The 24,955-nt window shown below is 73.3% G+C and carries 17 protein-coding genes; 8 read left to right on the top strand and 9 right to left on the bottom strand.

The genetic code is table 11. The annotated features are described in order from the left end of the window. Positions 1-6 precede the first annotated feature (6 nt). The 5 genes from ACEZDE_RS27455 to ACEZDE_RS27435 form a co-directional block, all read right to left on the bottom strand. On the bottom strand, positions 7-1,377 hold the full coding sequence (locus ACEZDE_RS27455) for a glycosyltransferase family 2 protein (protein ID WP_380541417.1): 1,371 nt from the start codon (positions 1,375-1,377) through the stop codon (positions 7-9). Next, positions 1,374-2,222: a glycosyltransferase family 2 protein gene (locus ACEZDE_RS27450; protein ID WP_380541414.1), complete on the bottom strand. Its 849-nt coding sequence runs from the start codon at positions 2,220-2,222 to the stop codon at positions 1,374-1,376. The genes ACEZDE_RS27455 and ACEZDE_RS27450 overlap by 4 nt, the downstream gene beginning before the upstream one ends. A 322-nt stretch (positions 2,223-2,544) precedes the next feature. Continuing rightward, a complete protein-coding gene (locus ACEZDE_RS27445; RefSeq protein ID WP_380541411.1) occupies positions 2,545-4,659 on the bottom strand; it encodes a putative bifunctional diguanylate cyclase/phosphodiesterase in 2,115 nt (704 codons plus the stop codon). Next, positions 4,656-5,462, bottom strand: a complete 807-nt coding sequence (locus ACEZDE_RS27440; RefSeq protein ID WP_380541408.1) for an SAM-dependent methyltransferase — start codon at positions 5,460-5,462, stop codon at positions 4,656-4,658. Before ACEZDE_RS27440 ends, ACEZDE_RS27445 begins: the two co-directional genes overlap by 4 nt. A 102-nt stretch (positions 5,463-5,564) precedes the next feature. Further along, positions 5,565-6,494 carry an oxidoreductase gene (locus ACEZDE_RS27435; RefSeq protein ID WP_380541405.1) on the bottom strand — a complete coding sequence of 310 codons (930 nt, stop codon included), beginning with the start codon at positions 6,492-6,494 and terminating at the stop codon, positions 5,565-5,567. 117 nt (positions 6,495-6,611) lie between these two features. Between ACEZDE_RS27435 and ACEZDE_RS27430 the strand changes: the two genes are divergently transcribed. Beyond that, complete coding sequence (locus ACEZDE_RS27430; protein ID WP_380541402.1) at positions 6,612-8,954, top strand: ArnT family glycosyltransferase; 2,343 nt, start codon at positions 6,612-6,614, stop codon at positions 8,952-8,954. 94 nt (positions 8,955-9,048) lie between these two features. Here the strand turns inward: ACEZDE_RS27430 and nagB are convergent, their stop codons facing one another. Further along, a complete protein-coding gene (gene nagB / locus ACEZDE_RS27425) occupies positions 9,049-9,831 on the bottom strand; it encodes a glucosamine-6-phosphate deaminase (protein ID WP_380541399.1) in 783 nt (260 codons plus the stop codon). A gap of 163 nt (positions 9,832-9,994) precedes the next feature. Then, positions 9,995-10,738, bottom strand: a complete 744-nt coding sequence (locus ACEZDE_RS27420) for an AraC family transcriptional regulator (protein WP_380541396.1) — start codon at positions 10,736-10,738, stop codon at positions 9,995-9,997. A 54-nt stretch (positions 10,739-10,792) separates the two neighbouring features. On the opposite strand from ACEZDE_RS27420, the gene ACEZDE_RS27415 reads away from it, so the two are divergent. From ACEZDE_RS27415 to ACEZDE_RS27400, 4 genes are all read left to right on the top strand, one after another. Further along, positions 10,793-12,010 carry an MFS transporter gene (locus ACEZDE_RS27415; RefSeq protein ID WP_380541393.1) on the top strand — a complete coding sequence of 406 codons (1,218 nt, stop codon included), beginning with the start codon at positions 10,793-10,795 and terminating at the stop codon, positions 12,008-12,010. A 119-nt stretch (positions 12,011-12,129) separates the two neighbouring features. Next, entirely contained in the window at positions 12,130-15,450 is a 3,321-nt protein-coding gene (locus tag ACEZDE_RS27410; protein WP_380541390.1) for a LysM peptidoglycan-binding domain-containing protein, read from the top strand. A 36-nt stretch (positions 15,451-15,486) separates the two neighbouring features. Beyond that, on the top strand, positions 15,487-16,758 hold the full coding sequence (locus ACEZDE_RS27405; protein WP_380541388.1) for a transglycosylase family protein: 1,272 nt from the start codon (positions 15,487-15,489) through the stop codon (positions 16,756-16,758). Between the two features lie 171 nt (positions 16,759-16,929). Next, positions 16,930-17,637, top strand: coding sequence for a hypothetical protein (locus ACEZDE_RS27400; protein WP_380541385.1), 708 nt, complete (start codon positions 16,930-16,932; stop codon positions 17,635-17,637). A 56-nt stretch (positions 17,638-17,693) separates the two neighbouring features. Here ACEZDE_RS27400 and ACEZDE_RS27395 read toward each other — a convergent pair whose 3' ends face one another. Next, a complete protein-coding gene (locus tag ACEZDE_RS27395; RefSeq protein WP_380541517.1) occupies positions 17,694-18,086 on the bottom strand; it encodes a YciI family protein in 393 nt (130 codons plus the stop codon). Positions 18,087-18,325: 239 nt separating this feature from the next. Between ACEZDE_RS27395 and ACEZDE_RS27390 the strand changes: the two genes are divergently transcribed. From ACEZDE_RS27390 to ACEZDE_RS27380, 3 genes are all read left to right on the top strand, one after another. Continuing rightward, complete coding sequence (locus ACEZDE_RS27390) at positions 18,326-20,146, top strand: MFS transporter (protein ID WP_380541382.1); 1,821 nt, start codon at positions 18,326-18,328, stop codon at positions 20,144-20,146. A 213-nt stretch (positions 20,147-20,359) separates the two neighbouring features. Further along, positions 20,360-22,036, top strand: a complete 1,677-nt coding sequence (locus ACEZDE_RS27385) for a cellulase family glycosylhydrolase (protein ID WP_380541378.1) — start codon at positions 20,360-20,362, stop codon at positions 22,034-22,036. A gap of 55 nt (positions 22,037-22,091) precedes the next feature. Continuing rightward, positions 22,092-23,243, top strand: a complete 1,152-nt coding sequence (locus tag ACEZDE_RS27380) for a GH12 family glycosyl hydrolase domain-containing protein (RefSeq protein ID WP_380541375.1) — start codon at positions 22,092-22,094, stop codon at positions 23,241-23,243. A 90-nt stretch (positions 23,244-23,333) separates the two neighbouring features. Here ACEZDE_RS27380 and ACEZDE_RS27375 read toward each other — a convergent pair whose 3' ends face one another. Further along, on the bottom strand, positions 23,334-24,929 hold the full coding sequence (locus ACEZDE_RS27375) for an APC family permease (RefSeq protein WP_380541372.1): 1,596 nt from the start codon (positions 24,927-24,929) through the stop codon (positions 23,334-23,336). Between the last annotated feature and the right edge of the window lie 26 nt (positions 24,930-24,955).

The following is a 24,955-nucleotide window of genomic DNA, read 5'->3' as shown; positions in this document are numbered from 1 at the left end:
GGCCGCTCAGCCCCGGTCCGCGAGCCGGTGCGTCTGGCGCAGGCTGCGCAGATAGCCCAGCGGCCCGTACAGCATCCCCTGGACCTCCAGCAGCGAGAGCCGCCGGGACCAGCCGCCGTCCGGCGCGGTCGCGGCGCCCCGGCGGCGGGTGGCGGCGTAGTGGACGCCGCGCGGCAGCCGCCGGGCCAGCGCGGGCAGCATCCGCGGCTCGTTGGCGACCGCGGCGGCCAGGAAGGCGCCGAACCCGGCGCCGTAGCCGAACGCCTGCGCCGGGAGCGCGTCCAGGTCCCGGCTGGGCCGGTGCCAGACGATGGCGTCCGGACGGTAGGCGAGGGTGGCCCCGGCGACGATGGCGCGGAAGAAGCCGAGCAGGTCGTCGCCGCCGCGGGCGGCGGTGCCGGTGCCGGTCGCCGGGTCGAAGCCGCCGATCGCGCGCAGCAGCCCGGTCCGGAACGCCATGTTGGCCCCGGAGCCGAACCGGCCCGCGGTGAACGGGAACAGCGGGTCGCCGGGCGGCTCGGCGAGCGACCAGGTGCGGGCGGTGAAGCCCTTGTCGTAGCCGCCGTGCCGCTGCAGGTCGGACTGGGTCCTGGTCTCCAGTTCGGCGGGCAGGATCAGCCCGGTCACGCAGCCGATCCGGGCGGAGCCGGCGAAGCCCTCGGCGAGGGCGGCCGGCCAGTCCCGGTCGACCAGGGTGTCGTCGTCGGTGAAGGCGGTGATGTCGCCGCCGACCTCGGCCAGCGCCCGGTTGTGCGCCCTGGCCAGTCCGGCCACCGGTTCACGTAGGTAGCGGATCTGCCCGTGGTAGCGGCCGCGGACCATCGCCTCGGCCTCGCCGTCGTCCGGCGCGTTGTCCACGACCAGCACCTCCAGCCGCGGATAGCCGGTCCGCAGCAGCGAGTCCAGGCACTGGCGCAGCGGCCGGACCCGGTTCCGGGTGGCCACCACGACGCTGATCGCGGGCGGGTCCCTGAGCACCAGGGCCCGGGGCAGCCGGCACGGGCGGGCGCCGGCCGCGTCGCCGCCGGGCAGTTCGTCGTCGTCGGTCTCCAGCACGGCGAGGGCTCGGGCGTCGGCGGCGCGGTGCGCGGCGACCGCGTCGGCCAGCTCCCGGTGGACGGCGGCGACCAGCGCCTGGCGCGACCCGGCGGCGTCGTCGGGCGGGCCGGTCACGGTGACCACTCCTAGCGGGTGCCCGTGCAGTCGCGCCAACGCCAGCACGCGCCCGCGCGGGTCGGCGGGCCCGGTCCCCCCGGGCGAGCGCAGCCCGTCCGGTTCGTCCAGGTCCAGGTCGACGACCCGGACGGCGGTGTAAGGCGATTCGCGGGCGGCAAGGCAGGGGCAGGCCGCGTCGGTGCGCCGGTCGTAGCCGTTCATCGTCCCGCCGCGGCAACGGTGGCCGCGGACCGGGCGCCGGGGCGCTCGGCGAGCAGGGTCCGCAGCACCCGGCGGCCGTCGGAGACGGCGTGCAGGTGCGAGCGCCCGTTGCGGCGGGGGAGTTCGAGGCTCGGGACCTCGGCGATGCGCAGTCCCGAGCGGAGCGCGTGGGCGACCATCTCGGCCTCGATCTCGAAGCCGGTGGAGCGCAGGTCCAGTTCCTCCAGGAAGCTGCGCCGGAAGGCGCAGTAGCCGTAGCAGAGGTCGGTCAGCAGGGTGTCGTAGAGCCGGTTGACGACCGCCAGCAGGGCCTTGTTGCCGAGCGAGCGGAACGGGGTGAGGTCCAGCGAGCCGCCGCCGGCCACGAACCGGGAGCCCTTGACGAAGTCGTAGCCGTTGTCCAGGAAGTGCAGGTAGTGCGGGATCTCGCCGGGCCACATGCTGCCGTCGGCGTCCAGCATCACCACGTACTCGCCGGTCGCCGCCCGGAAGCCGGTGCGCAGCGCGTTGCCCTTGCCGGCGCCCTGCTGCGGGACGCTGCGCACGGTCGGCAGGATCTGCGCCGCCATCCGCAGGGTCGCGTCGCTGGAGTCGCCGTCGACCAGGATCACCTCGTCCACGCAGCGCGGGATCTGCTCGAAGACCCAGGGGATGTTGCGGGCCTCGTTGTGGGCCGGGACCACCAGGCTGACGGTGTGTCGGGGCGCGGGGAGGTCGTCCTGGCGCCGCAGCGGGTGCGGCCGTGGGCCGCGGTCGGTGGCGCGGCGGCCCCGGGGGGCCTCGTCGGCGCGGCGGTTGCCGCGGGTGCCGGTCCTGCGTTCGATCCTGGGCAGGGTGGTGCTCATGGCGGACGGCCTCTCCGTGCGTCAACGGAGCGAGGAGCGGCCCAGGACGGGCGGTCGCGGAACGACCGCAGGAGCGGGCCGGTCGGCCGCGGCGCGGTGACGGTGGTCGGGGGCCGTCACGGGGCGGGCCGGGCTTCCTCGCGGGAAGGTGAACGGTCGACTGGGGCAGCGGGCCCGGAGACGGGCGGTCTGCCACGGACGCCGCCAAGGACGCCGCTCGGCCTCGGACGCCGAAGCGCCAACTGGTCTACTGGCCAATGTTCTGTGCCAGGGCACCATCATCGGCGGGCGCCGACGCCAAGTCAAGTGGTTTCAGACGCTTTTATCGGTTATGGGCGGAATTGCCAGCGGCGATCCGCTGCGAGATCTCGCCCGGACGCACCGGCCTGCCGTAGTGCCACCCCTGGGCCCAGTCGCAGCCCATCGCCCGCAGCCGCTCGGCGTGCGCCTCGGTCTCCACCTCCTCGGCGGTGACGGTCAGACCCAGCGTGTGCGCCAGCGAGACCACGCCGCCGACGATCCGCCAGCCGAGCGCCTCGTCCTTGGCCGGGTCGTGCAGGTCGGAGACGAACGAGCCGGCGATCTTCAGCCCGGCCACCGGCAGGTCGCGCAGGTAGGAGAGGTTGGACCAGCCGGTGCCGAAGTCGTCCACGGCCAGCGTCACGCCCATGTCGACCAGCGCGTGCAGCGCCTTCAGCGACTGGTCGTCGCGCCCCACCACCGCGCTCTCGGTGATCTCCAGCTGCAGCCGCCGCGGATCGAGGCCGGTGCTGTGCAGGATCCGGGCGACGTCCGACACCAGGCCGGGGTTGCGGGTCTGCCGGCCCGCCACGTTCACGTTCACCTGCGGCGCCGCGTCGCCGAACCGGCGCACCCACTCGGCCGCCTGACCGCAGGCCTGCTCCAGCACCCAGCGGCCCAGCGGCATGATCACGCCGGTCTCCTCCGCGGTGGCCACGAACTCGTCCGGGCCCAGCACTCCCAGCTGCGGGTGCCGCCAGCGGACCAGCGCCTCGACCGCGACCAGGGCGCCGTCGGGGAGCGCGCACAGCGGCTGGTAGTCGACGTAGAACTCGCCCCGGTCCAGGGCGGCCGGCATCCGCACGGACACCGCGTAGCGGTTGACCGCGCGGGCGTTGCGCCCCGGGTCGAACAGGGTCCAGCGACCGCGCCCCTCCTCCTTCGCCCGGTAGAGCGTCAGATCCGCGGCCCGCACCGCGGCCATCGGCGTGGTGGTGGCCACCGTCCGCTCCAGCACCCCGACGCTGGCGCCCACCGAGAGCTGGTGGTCGCCGACCGGGAGCGGGTGGCCGAGCGCGTGCAGCACCGTCTTGGCCACCGAGACCGCCTGCTGCTCGCCGCGGCAGTGCTCCAGCAGCACCACGAACTCGTCCCCGCCGAGCCGGGCCAGCAGGTGGCCGGTCGGCGCGAGGGCCGCCCCCAGCCGGTCGGCCACCGCGACCAGCAGCTGGTCCCCGGCCTCGTGGCCGAGGCTGTCGTTGATCACCTTGAAGCCGTCGAGGTCGATGTAGCAGAGCCCGATCCTGGCGCCCGGGGCCGGGTCCTCGAACAGGCCCTCCAGCCGCTCGAAGAAGGCCGCGCGGTTGGGCAGGCCGGTGAGCGGGTCGTGGGTGGCCTGGTGCCGCAGCCGCTCCTGCAGCCGGTAGCGGTCGGTGATGTCCTCCAGCATGGCCACCTGGTACTTGGGGTCGCCCTGCTCGTCCCGGATCAGCGAGACGGTCAGGTGGGTCCAGACCACCTCGCCGTCCTGCCGGTAGTAGGGCTTGTCGCACTGGAACCGGTTGCGCTTCCCGCTGATCAGGTCGCCGTAGGCCTCCCACACCCCGGGGGTGTCCTCCGGGTGCACCAGGTCGTCCACCCGGTTCCCCTCCAGGTCCTCGACCCGGGCGCCGAACAGCTCCCCGAGCGCCGGGTTGACCTCCAGGATCCGGCCCTCGGTGTCGCCGATGCCGATGCCGATGGCGGCGCTCTCGAACAGCGCCCGGAACCGGGCCTCGGAGGCGGACAGTGCCCGTTCCGCGTCCTCCCTGGCGCTGTCCGCGGCCAGCCGGATGCTCTCCTGCTCGTGCAGGGTCTGCTCACGCAGCGCCACCGCCCAGCCGGCCGCGAAGGCCCCGGCCAGCTCCGGGCCGCGGCCGTCCGGCAGCGGCGGCTCCTGAACCAGCTGCACCGCGCTGGCCAGCATGGCCGGGTCGGTGTAGTGGGCGTGCACCAGCAGGGCGCCGACCTGCTCGGCCGAGGCGGGGTCGAACGGGTGGTCGTTCCTGGCCCGGTTCAGCAGCTGGGTGGTCCTGGCCACCAGCCGGCGCCTGGTCCCCGGGGTGAGCGTGCCGCCGTGCCCCGCGTGCAGCACTTCCGCCCAGGCCTGGCAGAAGGCGTCGGTGGCGGCCCCGGTATCGCCGGGTGGAGCGGTCACGAGCGGCGCCCCACACCCACCATGCCCACCAGTCGCTCCGGGTGGGGCTCGACCGCGGCCGGGTTCTCCGGGTGCCACTCCGAGAAGTACACGACACCCGGTTCGACCAGCTCGAAGCCGTTGAAGAGGCTGACGATGCGGTCCTTGCTGCGCATGGTCAGCGGGGTCGGCGTCCGGGCATAGAGGTCCTGGTGCGGGCCCGCCTGGTCCGGACGTCCCTCAAGACCGGCGTGCGAGAGCGCCAGCATGCTGCCCGGCGGCACGGCCTGGTGCAGCTGCCGGACGATCCGCTCCGGGTCCTCCTCGTCGCTGATGAAGTGCAGCACCGCGACCATCAGCACCGCGACCGGCTCCCCCGGCGCCAGCAGCTCCGCCACGGCGGGCTGGGCGAGCAGGCCGGGGACGTCCCGCATGTCGGCCTCGACCACCGCGCTGAGCGGGTCGTCCTTGAGCAGCAGCCGGCTGTGCGCCACCGCGACCGGGTCCCGGTCCACGTAGACCACGCGCGCGTCCGGGATGGTCTCCCGGGCGATCTCGTGCACCGCGCCGAAGGTCGGGATGCCCGAGCCGATGTCGAGGAACCGGGAGACGCCCTGCTCGGCGACGTACTGGACGGCGCGGCGGAGGAAGGCGCGGTTGGCCCGCATGATCATCGGCAGGTCCGGCCAGAGCGCGATGGCCTGCCGGGCCATCTCCCGGTCGACCGCGAAGTTGTGGGATCCGCCGAGGTAGTAGTCGTAGACCCGGGCCGCGTTCGGCTTGTCCAGATCCGTCCCTGCGGGCACCCACTTCGGTCGCGTCATGGCTGGACCTTTCCGGGTTCCGGGAGCGCGCATGGCTAGTAAAAGCCTCCTACGGTCGGATACTTGGCGCAACCCACAGAATTCGGGACCCGGTCCCCCCGGTCACTCCCGTCGGCTGCTCCGGTTCGGCTGCTCCGGGTCGTCGCCGAGCGCGTCGAGGGCGGCGCACTCCTGGTCGGTCAGCCGCAGCGCGCCCGCGGCCAGGTTGGCGAGCAGGTGGTCCGGGTTCCCGGTGCCGGGGATGGCCAGCACATGCGGTCCCTGCCGCAGCGTCCAGGCCAGCCTGACCTGGGCCGCGGTCGCCCCGTGCGCCTCGGCCACGGCGGTGACCACCGGGTTCTCGACCGGGCCGGCACCCGCCTCCTTGCCCGCCCCGGCGATGGCGAAGAACGGCACGAAGGCGATGCCCGCCTCGCCGCAGAGCCGGAGCAGGCCGTCGGAGCCCGCCCGCCGGGAGTCCACGCCGTAGCGGTTCTGCACGCAGACCACCGGGGCCACCGCCCGCGCCTCGGCCAACTGCGCGGCGGAGACATTGGAGACGCCGAGGTGGCGGATCAGCCCGGCCCGGCGCAGCTCGGCCAGGGCGCCGAAGTGCTCGGCGATCGAGCCGCCGCCCTTGACCCGCAGGTTCACCACGTCCAGGCAGTCCCGGCCGAGCTGGCGCAGGTTCTCCTCGACCTGCCCGCGCAGCTGCTCCGGGGCGGCCCAGGACCAGTCGCCGGAGGCGTCGCGGCCGGGACCGACCTTGGTGGTGATCACCAGATCGTCCGGGTAGGGGCCGAGCGCCCGGTTGATCAGCTCGTTGGCGGAGCGCAGCGAGGAGAAGTAGAACGCGGCGGTGTCGATGTGGTTCACTCCGAGCTCGACCGCCCGGCGCAGCACGCCGAGCACCCGGTCGCGGTCGCTGGGCGTCCCCAGGTCGAAGGGGCCGCTGCCGGTCAGCCGCATCGCGCCGAAGCCCATCCGGCGCACCGTCAGGTCGCCGAGCCGCCAGGTGCCGGACGCCGCCGCGGTGATCGTTTCTGAGGTCATGGGCGGAGTCTGCCATCCACCGCGCGACGGCAGGAAGCCTGATCAGTTCCTGTGAATCCGGCAAACAGGGCGTTTCGCTCCCAGTCAGAGCTATTTTCCCGGGGCAGTCTCGGATCCATGGCAACGACCGCGACCCTCGCCCCCGCGCTTCCCCGTCCCCGGACCCTGGCCGAGCCCCGCTACGCCCGTCCCGCGCTGATACTGGTCACCGCCGTCGCCGCCGTGCTCTACGCCTGGGGGATCGGGCGGAGCCAGTACCACCCCTTCTACGCCGACGCGGTCCGCAGCATGACCGGGAGCTGGAAGGCCTTCGTCTACGGCTCGTTCGACCCGGGCAACACCATCACCCTGGACAAACTGCCCGGATTCCTCTGGCCGCAGGCGCTGTCCGCGCGGGTCTTCGGCTTCCACGCCTGGGCGCTGACGCTGCCGCAGGTGATCGAGGGGGTGCTGAGCGTCCTGGTGCTGTACCGGGCGGTGCGGCGCTGGGCCGGGGTGAACGCGGGGCTGCTCGCGGCCGGGTTCCTGGCGCTGACCCCGGTCGTCGCCGGACTGTTCCGGACGGCGGTCGAGGACCCGGCGTTCACCCTGCTGCTGCTGCTCGCCGCGGACGCCGCGCAGCGGGCGGCCCGGGAGGCGCGGCTGCGGACGCTGGTGCTGTCCGGGGTCTGGGTCGGGCTGGCCTTCCAGGCGAAGATGCTGGAGGCGTTCGCGGTGCTGCCCGCGCTGGCGCTGGTCTACGCGGTGTCGGCGCCTGCGCCGCTGCGGCGCCGGGCGGGGCACCTGGCGGTGGCGGGCGCGGTCGCGCTCGGGGTCTCCGCGTCGTGGATGCTGCTGGTCACGCTCACCCCGGCGGGGGAGCGGCCGTATGTGGACGGCAGTACGAACAACTCCGCGGTGAGCATGGTGGTCGGCTACAACTTCCTCACCCGCTTCTCGTCGCTGGGAGTCAACGCCGCTGACACCGGCAGTGTCCCGGCGATGGGCGCGGGCCGTGCCGAGCACGGGGCCGCGGGGGGCGCGGCGGGGGCCGGGGCAGCGGGGGTGACCGGGGCGGGGCGACCGGGCTTGCACGGGACGGCGGGGGCGGCGGGCTCGGCGGGCGGGGCAGGTGCGGCGGGCTCGGCGGGTACGGCGGGTACAGCAGGCTCGGTGGGTGTGACGGGTGCAGCAGGGGCGGCGGGTACGGCGGGCGCGGCAGACGTAGCGGGCTCGGCAGGGGCGGCGGGCGCTGCTGTCGGGTCGGGTGGGGTGGGCGCGCACGCGGGTGGGGGGCGCCACGGTGGGTTCGGTGGCGGCGACAGCGGGTGGGGGAAGCTGCTCAGCGGGCCGATGGCGGCGGAGACCGGCTGGTTCTACCCGCTCGCCCTGGCCGGACTCGGCCTCGGCCTGGTCCGCCGCAGGCGCATGCCCCGCACCGACCCGCTGCGGGCCGGGCTGCTGCTCTGGGGCTGCTGGCTCGGGGTGTTCTTCCTGGTCCTGAGCGCGGGCAGCGTCGGCGGGCACACCTACTACCTGGGCGTCATCGCGGCCCCGCTGGCCGCGCTGGCCGGTGCCGGGACGGTACTGCTGTGGCGGGCCTACCGGGCCGGCGGCCCCGCCGCCTGGGTGCTGCCGGGGACGGTCGCGGCGACGGCGGCGTGGGGGGCGGTACTGGCCGACGGCTACCCCTCGTTCCTGCCGCCGCTGGTCCCGGCGGTGCTGCTGCTCGGGCTGGTCGCGGTGCTGCTGCTCAGCGTCCCGCTGCTGCGCCGTTCGCGGCCGGAACGACTGTCGCCGGGACGGCTGTCGCCCGGACGGGCGGGTCTGGTGGTGGGTCTGGCGGCGATGCTGGCCGCCCCGGCGGTGTGGACCGCCTCCGTCCTCGACCCCGCCTACGAGTCGGCGATGGGCGCGGTGGGACCGCCCGCCGTCCGCAATCTGATGGGCTTTCAACTTCCGCAGCACCAAGGGAAGCCGGCGTCGGCCCTGGCCATGGGGTCACCCGAAGCCGGTGCCGGTACCGGCACTGCCGCGGCCAGGGCCGCCGGCGGGGCCGCGGCCGGGTTCGCCGCCGCGATGCGCTCGTCGGGGACGCTGACGCCCAGTCAGACCGCGCTGTACGACTACACCCGGGCCCACCGCGGGACGGCCCGCTTCCTGTTCGCGACCACGAGTTGGACGCTCGCCTCGCCCTACATCCTGGCGACGGGCGCCCCGGTCCTCCCCATCGGCGGCTTCGGCGGCCAGGCCCCGTCCCCCAGCCTGGCCGCGCTGCAGGGCGACGTCGGCTCGGGGGCGCTGCGCTACGTCCTGCTCAGCGATGGGACGTCGGCGCTCCCCTGGGGCGGCGGGGCGGGCGGCTCCGCCACCACCGCCGCCGCGCAGGCCTCGCGCTGGGTCAGCGCCAGCTGCGCCGCCGTCCCGCCGGGCAGCTACGGCGGGGGAGTGGCCGGCACCCGGCTGTACGACTGCTCGTGAGGGGCCGCCCCTGAAACGCCTGCGGCGGCTCCGGGGGAGCCGCCGCAGGTTTTGATCAGGTGTCAGTTCGATCGCGCATCAGTTTGACTGTGCGTCAGATCGACTGCCAGCTCGGCTTCGCCGCGTAGGTCGCCCGGAAGTAGTCGGCGAGCTTCAGCCCGGACGCGGCGGCCTCGTCGACGACCACGGTTGCGTGCCGGTGCAGCTGCAGCGCGGACGCCGGGACCAGCGCCGAGAGCGGGCCCTCGACCGTCGCGGCGACCGCGTCGGCCTTGCCCTCGCCGGTGGCCAGCAGCACCAGGTGCCGGGCGTCCAGGATGGTGCCGATGCCCTGGGTGATGACGTGGTGCGGGACTTCGTCCAGGCTGTCGAAGAAGCGGGCGTTGTCCACCCGGGTGCGCTCGGTCAGCGTCTTGATCCGGGTGCGCGAGGCGAGCGAGGAGCAGGGCTCGTTGAAGCCGATGTGACCGTCCGTGCCGATGCCCAGCAACTGCAGGTCCACGCCGCCGGCCTGGGCCAGTGCCTGGTCGTAGGCCTCGCAGGCGGCGGCGATGTCGTCGGCGCTGCCGTCCGGGCCCATGAAGGAGGACTCGGTCAGCCCCAGCGGCTCGACCACCTCGCGCAGCACCACCGAGCGGTACGACTCCGGGTGGCCCTTCGGCAGGCCGACGTACTCGTCCAGCTGGCAGATCCGGGCGCGGGCGACGTCCAGCCCGGTGTCGCGGACCCGTTCGGCCAGGGCCTGGTAGATCGGCAGCGGGGTGGATCCGGTGGCCACACCGAGCAGCGCGTCGGGCTTGCGGGTCAGCAGGTCGGCGATCGCCGCCGCGATGAGCGCACCGCCGGCGGCGGCGTCGGGAACGATCACAATTTCCATGCTGGTCCCATTCGTTCTGGTTCGTCCTGAGCACGCCGGATGAGCGTTCGTGGTATAGACCAATTTAGCAGAAAGCGCCGGTCACCCGCCGTGACGACCGTACCGTGGACACCTGCTCGGGGACGTGAGGACACCGGCTCGGCGACGGCCCGGCGGCACCGGCTCAGCCGGGGAGCCGGTACTGGCCCGGGGTGGTGCCGAAGGCGTGCCGGAACGCCTCGATGAAGGCGCTGGTGGTGCTGTAGCCGCAGGCGGTCGCCACGGCGGTGACCGAGCCGCCGCCGGCCAGCAGGGTGAGCGCGTGGTGCAGCCGGTTCTGCGCCCGCCACTGCGGGAACGACATCGTGGTCTGCGCCCGGAACAGCCGACTGAGCGTCCGCTCGCTGGCGCCCACCGCCGCGCCCAGCTCGGCCAGGCTGCGCGGATCGGCGGGATCCTCGCGCAGCAGCTCGGTGACGTCCCGCAGCCGGGGGTCGGCCGGGGTGGGCAGCCACAGCGGCAGTTCCTCCACCCGGCGCAGCTGGTCCAGGGCGACCTGCTCCAGGTGGCCCCGCTGAGACCCGGTCAGTTCCCGGTCCTCGACCAGGGCGGTGATCACCTCGCGCAGCAGCGGGGTCACCGCCAGCACCGTCGGCCGGTCCAGCCGCAGCGGGTTCACCGCCACCTCGAAGACCAGTGACAGCATCCGGGTCGGCCCGTGCGCCCGGTGCGCGTGCGGCACCCCGGCGGGCAGCCAGACCGCCCGGAACGGCGGGACCACCCATGCGCCGACGTCGGTGGAGACCTGGAGCACGCCCGCGCTGGGGTAGACCAGCTGGTGCTCGGCGTGGTGGTGCCAGTCGACCCGCTCGCGGTGGTTCAGCGCGACCTGGGTCGGTCCGTCCAGATGTTGGCGGGCTGTCGACACAATGAGGCAGCATACCGGTAGCACGCAGCCACCGCGGCTCGGGAGCCTGGACGCATGACCACACCCGCCGCCACCGCCCCGTTCAGCCCCGCGCCGCTGCCGTCCGACGGCTCGGCCGCCTCCTCCTGGAAGCGGATGCGGCTCTGGGGGGCCGCGCATGCCGTGGACGACCTCTACCAGGGCCTGGTGCCCGCCTGCGTCCCCTACTTCGTGCTGGACCGGCACTACGGCTACGTCGCCGCCGCCGGGCTCACCATGGCCGCCACGCTGGGGAGTTCGATCCCGCAGCCGTTCGTCGGGGTGCTGGTCGACCGGCGTCGGCTGCCCTGGCTGGCGGCTGCGGGCGTGGCGCTCGCGGGCACCGCGCTCGGCCTGTCCGGGCTGCTCCCCTCCTATGCCGCCGTGTGGACCCTGATCCTGCTCTCCGGGCTCGGCGTGGCGATGTTCCACCCGGCGGCCGGGCGGTCGGCCCGCGAGGCCGCCGGTGACAGCGCCGGGGCGATGAGCGTCTTCGCGGCCGGTGGCAGTGTCGGCTTCTTCCTCGCCCCGGTGCTGGCCACACCGGCGCTGGTGGCCTGGGACGTCGGCGCCACGGTGCTGTTCGTCCCGCCCGCGCTGCTGATCGCCTTCGTGCTGCTGCGGCACCAGCGCCGCACCGCCGCCGCGGCCGGGGCCCGCGCCGCGGCGCCGGACGGGACCGACCGGTGGCGGCCGTTCCTGGTGCTGACCGGGGTCGAGGTGGTCCGCTCGGTGGCCTTCTTCGGGGTGAACACCTTCATCGAGCTGTACTGGCTCCGCGACCTGCACGCTTCGCGCGCCGTCGCCGGTACCGCGCTGGCCTGCTTCCTCGGCGGCGGCGTCGCCGGGACGCTGCTCGGCGGCCGGATCGCGGACCGGATCGGCATGGTCCGCACGGTCCAACTCGGCGCCCTCCTGGCCGTGCCGATGCTGGCCGGGCTGCGGCTGGCCCCCGGCGGCGGCTTCCCGGCGGCGGCGCTGCCGCTGCTGTTCGCGGTGCTGGCCGGGATCGCGCTGAACATCCCGTTCGCGGTGCTGGTGAAACTCGGGCAGGACTACCTGCCGACCCGTCCCGGCACCGCGGCCGGGGTCACCCTCGGCCTGGCCGTGAGCATCGGCGGGCTGCTCTCCCCGCTGCTGGGGCTGATCGCCGACGCGTACGGTCCGCAGGCGGTGTTCACCGTGCTGTGCGGGGTCCCGGTGGTGGCCCTGGCGCTGGGCCTCGGACTGCGTGAGCCGTCGGCGTTCGCGTGACGGTTTCCCCGGGGCATCTACCGAATCATGTGACAAACCGTCACCCTGTTCACGAGGCACACATGCGAGCACACTTTCAGCACACATGACGTCAGCTCATCCGACGGAGGGGAGCGCCTGTGAACCGCGAGCCGCGCACCGCCGCCTCGCTGGTGCGCGCGCTGGCGAGCCTGGTGCTGCTGGCGGCGCTGCTGCTGGCGCTCCCGGTCGCCCTGCTGTACGGGACGCTGGCGCTGGCCGGGCCGGGCGGGGCGCCGCTCCCGGCCCACCTCTCCGAGCTGTTCACCGACGCGGACCGGGGGCAGGGGTTCGTCTGGGCGCTGACCGCGCTGGGCTGGGTGGCCTGGGCGATGTTCGCCCTGGGCACGCTGGTCGAGCTCGCGGCACGGCTGCGCGGCCGGGTCGCCCGGCGGCTGCCCGCCCTCGGCTGGTCGCAGCGGGCCGCCGCGGTGCTGCTGGGGGCGGTGTTCGCGCTGGTCCCCGCGGCCGGGGCGTTCGCGGCGCCGTCGGTGGCCGCACCGCCGGGGATCACCGCGCCGGTCGCGGTCGGCGCCGGGGCGAGCGCAGGGGCGAACGGTGGGACGGACGCCGGGACGGCGTCGGGTGCGGCTGCGGCGAGCGCCGCGTCCGCCACCGGATACACCGTGCCCGCGGCGCGTCCGGCCGAGACGCTGTGGACCATCGCGCAGTCCCAACTCGGCAGCGGCGCACGGTGGAACGACATCGCCGCGCTCAACGAGGGCCGGGTGATGGACGCCTCCGGCACGGTCTTCCACGCGGACCTGGCGCTCAGCCCCGGGTGGACCCTGCGGATGCCCGCGGCGTCGGCGTCGGTGCCGGTGTCCGCGCCGGTGGAGACGGTCACCGTGCACCGGGGCGACACGCTCAGCAGCATCGCCGCGGAGCACCGGGTGCACGGCGGTTGGGAGTCGGTCTACGCCGCCAACCGGACGGTGGTGGGCCCGGATCCGGACATGATCCTGCCCGGCGAGCGGCTGCGCCTGCCGGGGACGGGCACTGCCGCGGCAGCCTCACCGGCTACGGCACCCGCACCCGCACCGGCACCCGCTCCGGCGCAGGCCGGGACGGGGCCGGGGACGGGGGCGTCGACGGCGGACCCGGCCGCCCCCGACCGCACCGGAGCGACGGCTGCCCCGGACCGGCCCCCCGTCGAGGCCCCGGCGCAGGCTGCCGCCCCCCGGGCCGAGGCGTCGGCCCCGCTGCGGCTCCCGGCCGGGACTGCCACCGTGGCGATCGGCGCGGGCGCGCTGCTCGCAGCGGGGCTGGTCGGGCTGCTGACCCGCCGTCGGATGCTGCAGCAGCGCCGCCGCCCGCCGCGCCGCCGGGTGGCGATGCCCAGCGTCGAGGAGCAGCTGTACGAGACCTTCCTCCGGGCCATGGCCGACCCGGCCGGGCTGGACCTGCTCGACCGCACGCTGCGCACCCTCGGCATGAACTGCCTGGACACCGACACCGAACTGCCGCTCCTCGCCGCCGTCGCGCTGCGGCCCGGCGGGACGGTGGACCTGCACCTGGCCGAGCCCGCGCCCGCCGTCGCCCCGTTCACCGGCTCGACCGACGGACGGCTGTGGCGCTGCCACGCCCCCGACGCCGACCTGCTCACGGTCGAGCGCGCCCGGGACGTCCCGGCCCCCTACCCGGCGCTGGTCACCCTCGGCCGGACGGTGGACGGCGTGCACATCCTCGCGGACCTGGAGACCGTACGGCACCTGCACCTTGACGGGACGGCCGAGGAGGTCGCCGCGGTCGGACGGGCCCTGGTCGCCGAGTTGGCGGCCAGCCCGCTCGCCGACCGGCTGCGGCTGATCCCGCTCGGCAGCGCCGCCCCGCTGGTCGGCCGACTGGTCCACGACACCGACGGCGAACGGCTGGTCAGCTGCGCCGATCCGGAGGCGGCGCTGTCCCAGCTGGAGCAACACCGGTCAGAACTGGAGCGGACCTTGACGGCCTGTCAGGTCGCCAGCCCGCGTTCGGCCCGCTCACAGGGGGTCGCCGTGGACGCCTGGGCCCCGGCGCTGCTCTGCACCGACCACGAACTGACGTCCCATCAATTTGACCGGTTAGGACGGGTCCTGTCCGGGCCCGAGCACCGCTGCGTCGCCGCGGTCACCCCCGTCGTCCCCGGTGCGCCCGGCTGGCGGCTGGACGCCCGCCCCGGACACCACCCGGTGGCGGACAGCCTGCCCTTCGCGGTCGAGCTGCAACGCCTCGGCGAGGAGGAGTTCGCCGCCGCCCTGGCCGTGCTCGCCGCCACCCAGCAGCCCTCCGACCTGCCCGAACCCGCCTGGACCGGCCTCCACCCGGACGCCGACGCGGCGCTGCCGGACGCTCCGCTGCCCGACATGGCGGGGGAGTCGGAGCAGGAGCCCGACCCGGACCGGGACGACGACCGGGACGACGACCCCTTCGTCATCCCGGTACTGGCATCGCACGCCCGAGCCACCGGCGGCGCCGTCGCCGCCTCGGCGACGTCCGTCCCGCTGCTCGACTTCGACCTGCCGGGCAGCGCGGGCAGCGGTCGGACGGCCGGTCGGCACAGCCTGCTCCCGGTGCTCGGCTCCGGCTACCGCGCCGTCGAAGCCGCCGCGCTGTCCGCGTCCGACGCTACTTTCGGGCCGACCCGGCCCCCGGCCCGCGCCACGGCATCGCCGGACGCGGCCTTCCCACCGCGGATCCTGCTGCTCGGCCCGGTGCGGGTGATCGGCGCGGCCGGACCCACCCCGGTCACGTTCGCCGACCTCAGCAGACTGACCGCGGTGGCCGCCCTGTTGGCCACGCATCCGGAGCCGGATCCGCGGCTGCTGGACGCCGTGCTCGACCCGGTCCCCTACGCCGCGGACCGGTTGATGGCCGCCCGCAGCGCGCCGCAGGCCCGGTTCGAGGCGCTGGCACGGCTGCGCGACTGGCTGGGCAACGGTCCTGACGGGACGTCATGGACGGCGGCCACTGCCTGGCGGCTGCACCAGGCGGTCAGCTGCGACTGGACCGACTTCCAGGAGCTGTACCGGCTCGGCATGAACGCCCGTGGCCCGGCCGAGGACGCCGCTCTGCGCCGCGCCCTCGACCTGGTCCGCGGCGGTCCGTTCCTGGGGGCGCACCACCTCTACCCCTGGGCCGAGCCCTTCCGCCAGGACATGATCTCGGCCGTCATCGACGCCTCCTACGAACTGGCCAAGCGCTGCTTCACCGCGGGCGACCTGCCCGGCTGCGAGGCGGCGCTGCACCGCGGCCTGGCCGCCGTCCCCGAGGCCGAGATCCTGCACCGGGGACTGATCCGGCTCTACGCCACCGCCGGGCACCGCGACCAGGTTGCGGCGTCCATCACCCGGCTCGCCCAGGTCAACGACGCGCTGGGCTGCCTCGACTACGAACCGGAGACCCTCCAGCTGTTCAGCATGATCTCAAGCCGCCGCAGCTGACCGAGACCCGGTCGGCAGGGGAGAAGGAGCACCGAGATGAGCCTCGCCAACGGACGCCACCGCCGACCCCAACCCCCCGGCGCCGCCGGGACCACCCTGGCCAGGGCGGCGGGTGTGACCGCGGCCGGAGCCGCCGCGCTGCCGGTCCTGGCGGCGGGTCAGGCGCACGCCGCCACGTCCTCGGTCTGGGACAAGGTCGCCGCCTGCGAGTCCAGCGGCGACTGGCATGTGAACACCGGCAACGGGTACTACGGCGGCCTCCAGTTCAGCGCCTCCACCTGGGCGGCGTACGGGGGGACGCGGTACTCCGCCACCGCGGCCGGGGCGACCGAGGCCGAGCAGGTCACCGTGGCCCAGCGGGTGCTGAAGGGCCAGGGGCCGGGTGCCTGGCCGGTGTGCTCGGTGCGCGCGGGGCTGACCCGTGGCAACGGCGCGAGCGGCGGCCCGGCGGTCCGGCCCGCCGCCGCGGGCGACGCGGTCCGGAAGCCTGCCGTGGTTGAGGCCTCCGCCGAACAGCCGGTCAGGGCCCCGGCAGGGAAGACCCCGGCCAAGGCCGGTACCGGGCACACCGTCGAGCACACCGTCCGGCACGGCGACACCCTCTGGGCGATCGCCGAGCAGCTGCGGATACCCGGCGGCTGGCAGCCGCTCTACGCCGCCAATCGCGCCGTGGTCGGCGCCGACCCGGACCTGATCCTGCCCGGTGAGCACCTGACCTGGCACGCCGCGGCCACGACCGCCGCCCCCGCCACGAAGACCACTCCGGCCAAGGCCGCGCCCCCGGCCAAGGCCGCCACCGCGCCCAAGACCGCCACCCCCGCGCCCGCCAAGCCCAAGCCCGCTCCGCCGAAGCCCGCCCCGGCCAAGCCCAAGCCGGCCAAGGCAGCCGCCGCGTCGAGCCACTTCGTGCGGCCGATCAGCGCCTCGTTCTGGATCTCCGAGGGCTACGGCGTCCCCGGCCCCTGGCAGGCCGGGCACCACACCGGCGTGGACCTCGCCGTCCCGGTCGGCACCACCGTGCACGCGGTCGGCGCGGGGACCGTGGTCAAGGCCCAATGGGGCGGCGACTACGGAAAGATGGTCGAGGTCAGGCACGCCGACGGCCGCTACAGCCTGTACGCCCACCTCTCCCGGATCGACGTGCACGTGGGCGAGGCCGTCTCCGCGGGCACGACCCTCGGCCTGTCCGGGGCGACCGGCAATGTCACCGGACCGCACCTGCACTTCGAGGTCGACACCACCGAGTCCTACGGCTCCGACATCAACCCGCTCGGCTGGCTCGCCCAGCACGGGGTGTCGCTTACCTGACACCCGTCCCGACCTGCGGCTGACGGAACGTCAAGCCCCGTTTCTTCACGCGGATGCAGCGGAGGGTCAACGGTTTCTCAACTGTCCCCACTCGGAGTGGTGCTAGGGGAACCGGTGTGGGACCCTACCCGTGTCGGCATGGGGGCGACGGAGAGGCAGGGCTGACTGGTGATGGAACTTGAAGCCGTGAACGACAACGACCTCAACGACGGGGACCCGCGCGGGCTGTTCGCGTCCTACCTCGACGCGGCCGGACTGCGGCGCGAGCAGCCGTTCACCGCGTTCCGGGCCGGGGAGACGGTGCTGCGCGGCGACGGCATGCTGTTCCCCGCCGACCCGGCCCACCCGGCCGCCCCCGCCTACCTCGACCTCGGCGCCGAACTGCACGCGACCGTGGGGCTGCCGCCGGGCCGCCACCCGGTCTGGCTCCGGGTCGAGCCGAACGCGCAGGGCGACCCGCAGGTGGTGCTGGCGGTCGTCCCCTTCGGCCACGGGACGCCGGTGCGCTGGGCCACGAACGCGCGGACGGCCTGCCCGATCCGGTCCGGGCTGCTCTGCCTGGGCCCGGTGGAGGCCGACCCGCGCACCCGGCTGCGGCTGCTGGCGCTGGCCCGTCCGGAGATCCACCGCCGCGGGCTGCCCGAGCCGGGGGTCGGGGCGCTCTTCGACAAGGCCCTCGCCGCCGCGCCCGACACCGCCGCCGCGCCCGGCGCCTTCCGCAAGGGCTGGCAGGTCCTGCCGGACCCGGCCACGGGCGCCGATCTGGTCGGCGTCCTCACCCGGGCCCGGGTGGGCCGCCAGGCGATCGGCCGGGCCACGGACGGCTCGATCGCCAGCTATGTGCTCGACCTGACCGCCGGGTCGGACGCCCGGGGCTGACCGGCCCCGGATCCGCCGACGCCGCGGCGGCCGGGGGTTCCGGCCGCCGCGGGGCGTCACGCGTCGAGGTCGGGCGCCGAGATCACCGGCTGGACGTGGATCGGCATGTTCAGCGGCCGTCCGCCGGGGCCGGGGGCGGTGGAGATGTAGGCGGCCAGGTCGTAGGCGGTCTCCGCGGAGGGCAGGTCGACCACCCAGTAGCCGGCCAGGAACTCCTTGCTCTCCGGGAACGGGCCGTCGGTCACCAGGGTCTCGCCGCCGCCCCCGGCCCGGACGATCCGTGCGGTGTTCGGCATGTCCAGGCCCTGGGCGTCGATCAGCTTGCCCAGCGTGCCGATCCGCTCGATGACCCCGCCCATGAACCCGATGTGCGCCTTGAGCTCGTCCTGGCTCCACTCGGTGATCGGCGGGAAACCGGCGGACTCCTGGCTGAACTGCATCAACAGCATGTACTTCACGGTGTGCTCCTTGTCAGGTTCCGGTGCGCCGGTGCGGCGCCCTCATCCATGAGTCGGGGCCGGACGCCGGTTCTCTACATGCCTGTGCACGGCTCTTGGGATCGACCGTATTTCCTTTCGCGCTCCCGTGCGCCCTCGACGGGCACCGGTGCGCTCATGGGAATAGATGACAAATGCATCTAGTCTTTGAGAAGGTTGTAGGTAGCAACCAGTGAAATGAGGACAACCCCATGGTCGGCGACACACCGCCCACCCTGCCCGCCGCGGATCCGCATGCCGAGCACGGTCCGCGCTACAAGTGGATCGCACTCTCCAACACCACCCTCGGCATGCTGATGGTGATGATCAACCAGTCGATCGTGCTGATCGCGCTCCCCGACATCTTCAAGGGCATCAAGCTCAACCCGCTGGACCCCCACAACACCAGCTACCTGTTGTGGATGATGATGGGCTTCATGGTGGTCACCGCCGTGCTGGTGGTCTCCTTCGGACGGCTCGGCGACATGTTCGGCCGGGTCAGGATGTACAACCTGGGCTTCGCCCTGTTCACGGTCTGCTCCATCCTGCTCTCCCTCACCTGGGGCAGCGGCAGCCAGGCCGCGCTGTGGCTGATCGGCTGGCGGGTGGTCCAGGGCATCGGCGGCGCGCTGATCTTCGCCAACTCCACCGCGATCATCACCGACGCGTTCCCGGTCAACCAGCGCGGCACCGCACTGGGCATCAACGTCATCGCCGGCATCTCCGGCGGCTTCATCGGCCTGATGCTGGGCGGCGTGCTGGGCCCGGTCGGCTGGCGCTGGATCTTCCTGGTGTCGGTCCCGGTCGGCATCTTCGGCACCATCTGGGCCTACCTCAAGCTCAAGGACACCGGACACCGCAACCCGGCCAAGATGGACTGGTGGGGCAACCTCACCTTCGCGGTCGGCCTGATCGCGATCCTGGTCGGCATCACCTACGGCATCCAGCCCTACCACGGCGCCAGCACCGGCTGGAGCAACCCGTGGGTGCTCAGCTCCATGATCGGCGGCGTGGTCGTGCTGATCCTCTTCGGCTGGATCGAGACCAGGGTCGCCGAGCCGCTGTTCAACCTGTCGCTGTTCCGGATCCGCGCCTTCGTCGCGGGCAACCTGGCCAGCCTGCTGACCGCGCTGGGCCGAGGCGGCCTGCAGTTCATCCTGATCATCTGGCTGCAGGGGATCTGGCTGCCGCTGCACGGCTACAGCTTCAGCCGGACCCCGCTCTGGGCCGGCATCTACATGATCCCGATGACGATCGGCCTGCTGATCGCCGCGCCGATCTCCGGGCTGCTCTCGGACCGCTTCGGCTCCCGGCTGTTCACGGTCGCGGGGGCGCTGCTCAATGCGCTGAGCTTCGGCCTGCTGATGGTCCTCCCGGTGAACTTCTCCTACCCGGTCTTCGCGCTGATCCTGATGCTGAACGGGCTGGGCGCCGGCCTGTTCGCCTCGCCGAACCGGGCCGAGATCATGAACTCGGTCCCGGCCAACCGGCGCGGCGTCGGCGCCGGGATGACCGCGACCTTCCAGAACTCCGCGATGGTGCTCTCCATCGGCGTCTTCTTCAGCCTGATCGTGGTCGGCCTGTCGACGCACCTGCCCAGCGCCATGTACAGCGGGCTCGCGACCCAGGGCGTGCCCGACGCGACCGCCCACCAGGTCTCCCAACTGCCGCCGCTGGCCGTGCTGTTCGCCGCCTTCCTGGGCTACAACCCGATGCAGCAGCTGCTCGGTCCGCAGGTGCTGCACCAGCTTCCGGCGGGCAAGGCGGACTACCTGACCGGCCGCAGCTTCTTCCCGCACCTGATCACCGGTCCGTTCCAGGACGGCCTGGCGGTGGCCTTCTGGTTCGCGCTGGGCGCCTGCCTGATCGCCGCCGTCGCCTCGGCCGTCACCGGGGGCGTCAAGCCGGTGAAGGTCACCACGGCCGGCTCCGAGGAGCTGGAGGAACTGGTGGAGCCGACCCCGGCGGTCGGCGACGAGCCGGTCTCCGCCGCGGACGTCCGCCAGGCGCTGCGAACCTCCGGTGACGGCTGACCGTCACGCGCGGGGAAGGGGTCGGAAGCCGGGTGCTTCCGACCCCTTTTTCTCTTTGCGGAGGTGGGAGCGCTCCCGGAACCTGGCCATGACAAGTTCAAGAAGTGAACACTGCAACCTCTCTTGACGGTGTGTCGGTCCGCTGGCTTCATGTTTTCCAGCGTCATCCGGCGGCTAAATCGCCAAGACCTGAAAGGTTTGGTGTTCTCTTCTATGGAAGCGCTCCCACAACTACGCCTCGCGCTGGCCGGGGCCCTACTGGTGGCGGCCGGCACGGTGGCCGTGCTCGCCCCCGGCGCGCACGCCGCGTCCACCGGCGCGGGGGCCGGCTACTGGCACACGTCCGGGAGCACGATCCTGGACGCGGACAACACTCCGGTGCGCATCGCCGGGATCAACTGGTACGGCTTCGAGACCCCGGACGCGGTGGCCCACGGCCTCTGGAGCGCCGACTACAAGACCGTGGTCGACGACATCAAGAGCCTCGGCTACAACACCATCCGGATCCCGTTCTCCAACCAGATGGTGGAGTCGCCCACCGTCCCCGCCAACATCGGCCACTACGCCAACGGCGGGCCGATCAACACCGACCTCACCGGCCTGAACTCGCTGCAGATCCTGGACAAGATCATCGACCGGGCCGGCGCCGACGGCCTCAAGGTGATCCTGGACGACCACCGCTCCGAGGCGGGCAACAGCGCCGAGCAGAACGGCCTCTGGTACACCAGCAGCTACACCGACCAGGACTGGCTGAACGACTGGAACACCATCGCCAAGCGCTACGCGGGCAACTCCACGGTGATCGGCTTCGACCTGCGCAACGAGCCGCACACGCCGACCGGCGTCGCCTACGCCCAGGGTGCGACCTGGGGCAGCGGCGACCCGGCCACCGACTGGCGGCTCGCCGCCGAACGAGCCGGGAACGCGGTCATCGCCGACGACCCGGGCGCACTGGTCTTCGTCGAGGGCATCAGCAACTACCCCTCGGCCACCGCCTCCGGGGGCTATGACGACGACTGGTGGGGCGGCAACCTGGACGGGGTGGCCCAGTACCCGGTCACGCTCGACTCGCCGAACCACGTGGTCTACTCGGCCCACGACTACGGCCCGCAGGAGTTCCAGCAGACCTGGTTCAACTCCGGCACCACCGCGGCCTCGCTGGACGCGGTCTGGGACGCGCACTGGGGCTACATCGCCAAGCAGAACATCGCGCCGGTCTGGGTCGGCGAGTTCGGCACCGGCAACACCGCCGCCTCGGTCTCCGACCCGACGGCGGGCTCGCAGGGGCAGTGGTTCTCCAGCCTGCTCTCCTACATCGGCGGCAACCACCTCAGCTGGACCTACTGGGCCCTGAACGGCGAGGACGCGTACGGCCTGCTGGACAACCAGTACGACCTGACGCCCGCGCTGGCCGCGAAGCAGGCGGCGCTGGCAGCGATCGAGTTCCCGCTGCCGGGCGCGGGCGGCGGCAGTACGTCGACGCCCACGCCCACCGGCACGTCCACGCCGACGCCCACCCCGACGCCGACGGTCACCCCCACGCCGACCCCCACCGCGACGGCGACCCCGTCCGGCGCCTGCGCGATCAGCTACACCCTGCAGAGCGAGTGGCCCGGCGGCTTCTCCGGCGTGGTGGACGTCAAGAACACCGGCACCGCCGCCGTCAACGGTTGGACCGTGCGGTTCGGCTTCGGCGGCGACCAGAGCATCACCAACTCCTACAACGCCACCCTCACCCAGAGCGGCAGCGGCGTCACCGCCGTCAACGCCGCCTACAACGGCGCCATCGCGCCCGGAGCCGACGTCAGTTTCGGCTTCCAGGGCACCTGGCAGTCCAGTGACGCCGCCCCCACCGGCTTCACCCTGAACGGCACCCGCTGCTCCGGCTGATCCGGCCGAGCAGTCCGCGCACCCGGCCACCCCCACTGTGCGAAGGAGACCGACCATGCGTCACCCCCACCGCCCGTTCCGTCGGACCAGGGCCGCGACCGCCGTCGCCGCCCTGCTCGCCGCCCTGCTGATCCCGTTCGCGGGAGCCACCGGCGCGCAGGCCGCCGACACCACCACCTGCGCCCCGCAGGGCACCCTGCCGGTCGACAACGGCGAGTACACCCTGCAGGCCAACGAGTGGAACTCCAGCGCCCAGCAGTGCATCACCTCCAGCGGCGGCACCGCCTGGTCGGTCAGCACCGCGAACTTCAACCTCGGCACCAGCGGCGCGCCCGCCACCTACCCCTCCCTCTACAAGGGCTGCCACTGGGGCGCCTGCACCACCGGCAGCAACCTCCCGATCCAGATCAGCAACCTGGGCAGCGCGACCAGTTCCTGGAGCACGGTGCAGCCCGCCTCCGGCGCGTACGACGTCGCCTACGACCTGTGGATCAACTCCACCCCGACCACCAGCGGCCAGCCGGACGGCACCGAGATCATGATCTGGCTGAACAGCCGGGGCGGGGTCCAGCCCTTCGGGTCGCAGACCGGCACCTCGACCGCGGCCGGGCACAACTGGAACGTGTGGACCGGGCAGCAGACCTCCTGGAAGATCATCTCCTATGTGCTGCAGGGCGGCGGGACCTCGTTCAGCAACCTGGACGTCAAGGCCCTGATCAACGACGCGGTGTCCCGGGGCTCGGTCAACCCGGCGCACTACCTGATCGACGCGGAGGCCGGCTTCGAGGTCTGGCAGGGCGGCCAGGGGCTCGGCACCAGCAGCTTCTCCTTCGACGCGACCGCGGGCAGCAACTCCGGCGGCGGTGGCGGCGGCGGGACCGGCGGTGGCGGGACCGGCGGCAGCGCCGGCTGCACCGCCGCGCTGAACACCGACAACCAGTGGAACAGCGGCTTCACCGACACGGTGACCGTCACCAACACCGGCAGCGCGCCCACCAAGGGCTGGACGGTGGGCTGGACCTGGCCCAACGGGCAGCAGGTCACCGGCTCCTGGAACGCGACCCTGAGCCAGTCCGGCAGCGCGGTCACCGCGTCCGGCCTCTCCTACAACAGCGCCATCGCCCCGGCCGCGAGCACCAGCTTCGGCTTCCAGGGGACCTGGACCGGCAGCAACGGCGCCCCCACCCTCAGCTGCACCGCGAGCTGAGTCGCCGTCGCTCCGAGCGCGCCGCCCCGGTCCGACGCACCCCGCGTCGGACCGGGGCGGACGTCGCCACGGCGGCCGTCACCGCCGTCGTCACTCCACGACCACGCCCTTGTCCGCGTGCGTCCCGGCCGCGCTGACCGGGACGTCCGGGTTGCGGAACCAGGAGCCCTGCACCGCCCACTGGATCAGCATCAGCACCACGCCGAGCAGCAGCGAGCCGATGCCGATCACGGTCACCCCGCCGGTGTCGCCGAAGAAGGGCAGCTTGATCGAGGTCTCGCCGTAGTCGGGGGCGGCGTAGACGTCGAAGGCCGCGTAGCAGAAGAAGTACAGCAGCAGCAGGCCGCCCAGGCCCGGCAGCAGGCCCTTGAAGACGAAGTCGCCGACGCTGCGGGTGAGCACCTTGCGGAAGTACCAGACCGAGGCGAAGCCGGTGAGCCCGTAGTAGAAGGCGATGCCCAGGCCGACCGAGGAGATCGAGTCGGAGAGCACGTTGCCGCTGATGACCACCAGCAGCACGTAGAAGGCGATCGAGGCCAGGCCCATGCCCAGGGTGGACCAGGTGGGGGTGAGGAACCTGCGGTGCACCCGGGCGAAGTGCGAGGGGATGGCCTTGTGGGCGGCCATCGAGAAGCTGGTGCGGGCGGTCGGCAGGATCGTGGTCTGGGTGGACGCGGCCGAGGAGGTCAGCACCATGAAGATCAGCAGCTTGGCCATGAACCAGCCGAAGCCCTTGTCGCCGAAGACGGCGCTGCCGAGCCCGGACAGCACGTCCCCGGCGTTGTCCGGGTTGGCGAGGCCGTTGCCCTTGTCACCGACGCCCGCGAAGGCCTGCGCCGAGGTGGCCACCAGGGCGTAGATGCCCAGCAGCAGCACGGTGGAGATCACCGCCGCGCGCCCTGGGGTGCGCTCCTTGTCGGCGGTCTCCTCGTTGACCGAGACGGCGGTGTCCCAGCCCCAGTAGATGAACACGGCGAGCAGGATGCCCGAGGTGAGCGCGCTGGTGCTGGGCACGTCGAAGGGGTTGAACCAGGACCAGGAGAGGTGCAGCGAGCCGGCCGGCGCGTGGTTCGAGTAGGTCTTGACCAGTGCGGTGATCGAGAAGACCACCAGCATCAGCACCTCGACGCAGAGCAGCCAGCGTTGCAGCGCCGCCGAGATCTCGATGCCGATGTAGCAGATCAGGGTCATCACCACGATCCACACCACCCCGGCCACCGTGGTCCAGGTGGTGCTGCTCGCCAGCCCGGGGAAGCCGAGCAGCTGGAAGCCGTAGGAGCCGGCGATCTGGGCCAGGTTCGCCATCACGATGATGTCCGCGATGATGATGCCCCAGCCGCCCATCCAGCCGGTGCGGGGCCCGAACGCGCGGGCGGCCCAGGTGAAGGTGGTGCCGCAGTCCGGGTCGATCTGGTTGAGTTCCTTGTAGGCGTAGGCGATCAGCAGCATCGGGATGAAGGCCAGGATGGTGATGATCGGGGCCTGCAGTCCGACCGCCACCACGATGAAGCCCAGGGTCGCCGCCAGGCTGTAGGCGGGGGCGGTGGAGGCGATGCCGATGGCGATCGAGGAGAACAGGCCGAGGGCGTTGCCCTTGAGGCCCTTCTCACCCGACCCGGAGCCGCTGCGGACGTCGGACGCGGGGGAGGCGCCGGAGCGGGGAGCTGACGGTGGGGGTGTGCTCATCTCGTGATTCCCGGGCCTTTCAGGGT

This window comes from Streptacidiphilus cavernicola (assembly GCF_042510955.1).
In the GTDB taxonomy this organism is placed as follows: Bacteria; Actinomycetota; Actinomycetes; order Streptomycetales; family Streptomycetaceae; genus Streptacidiphilus; species Streptacidiphilus cavernicola.
The sequence above is the reverse complement of the archived record's forward strand: the minus strand, read 5'-3'. Positions and strand labels throughout refer to the sequence as shown.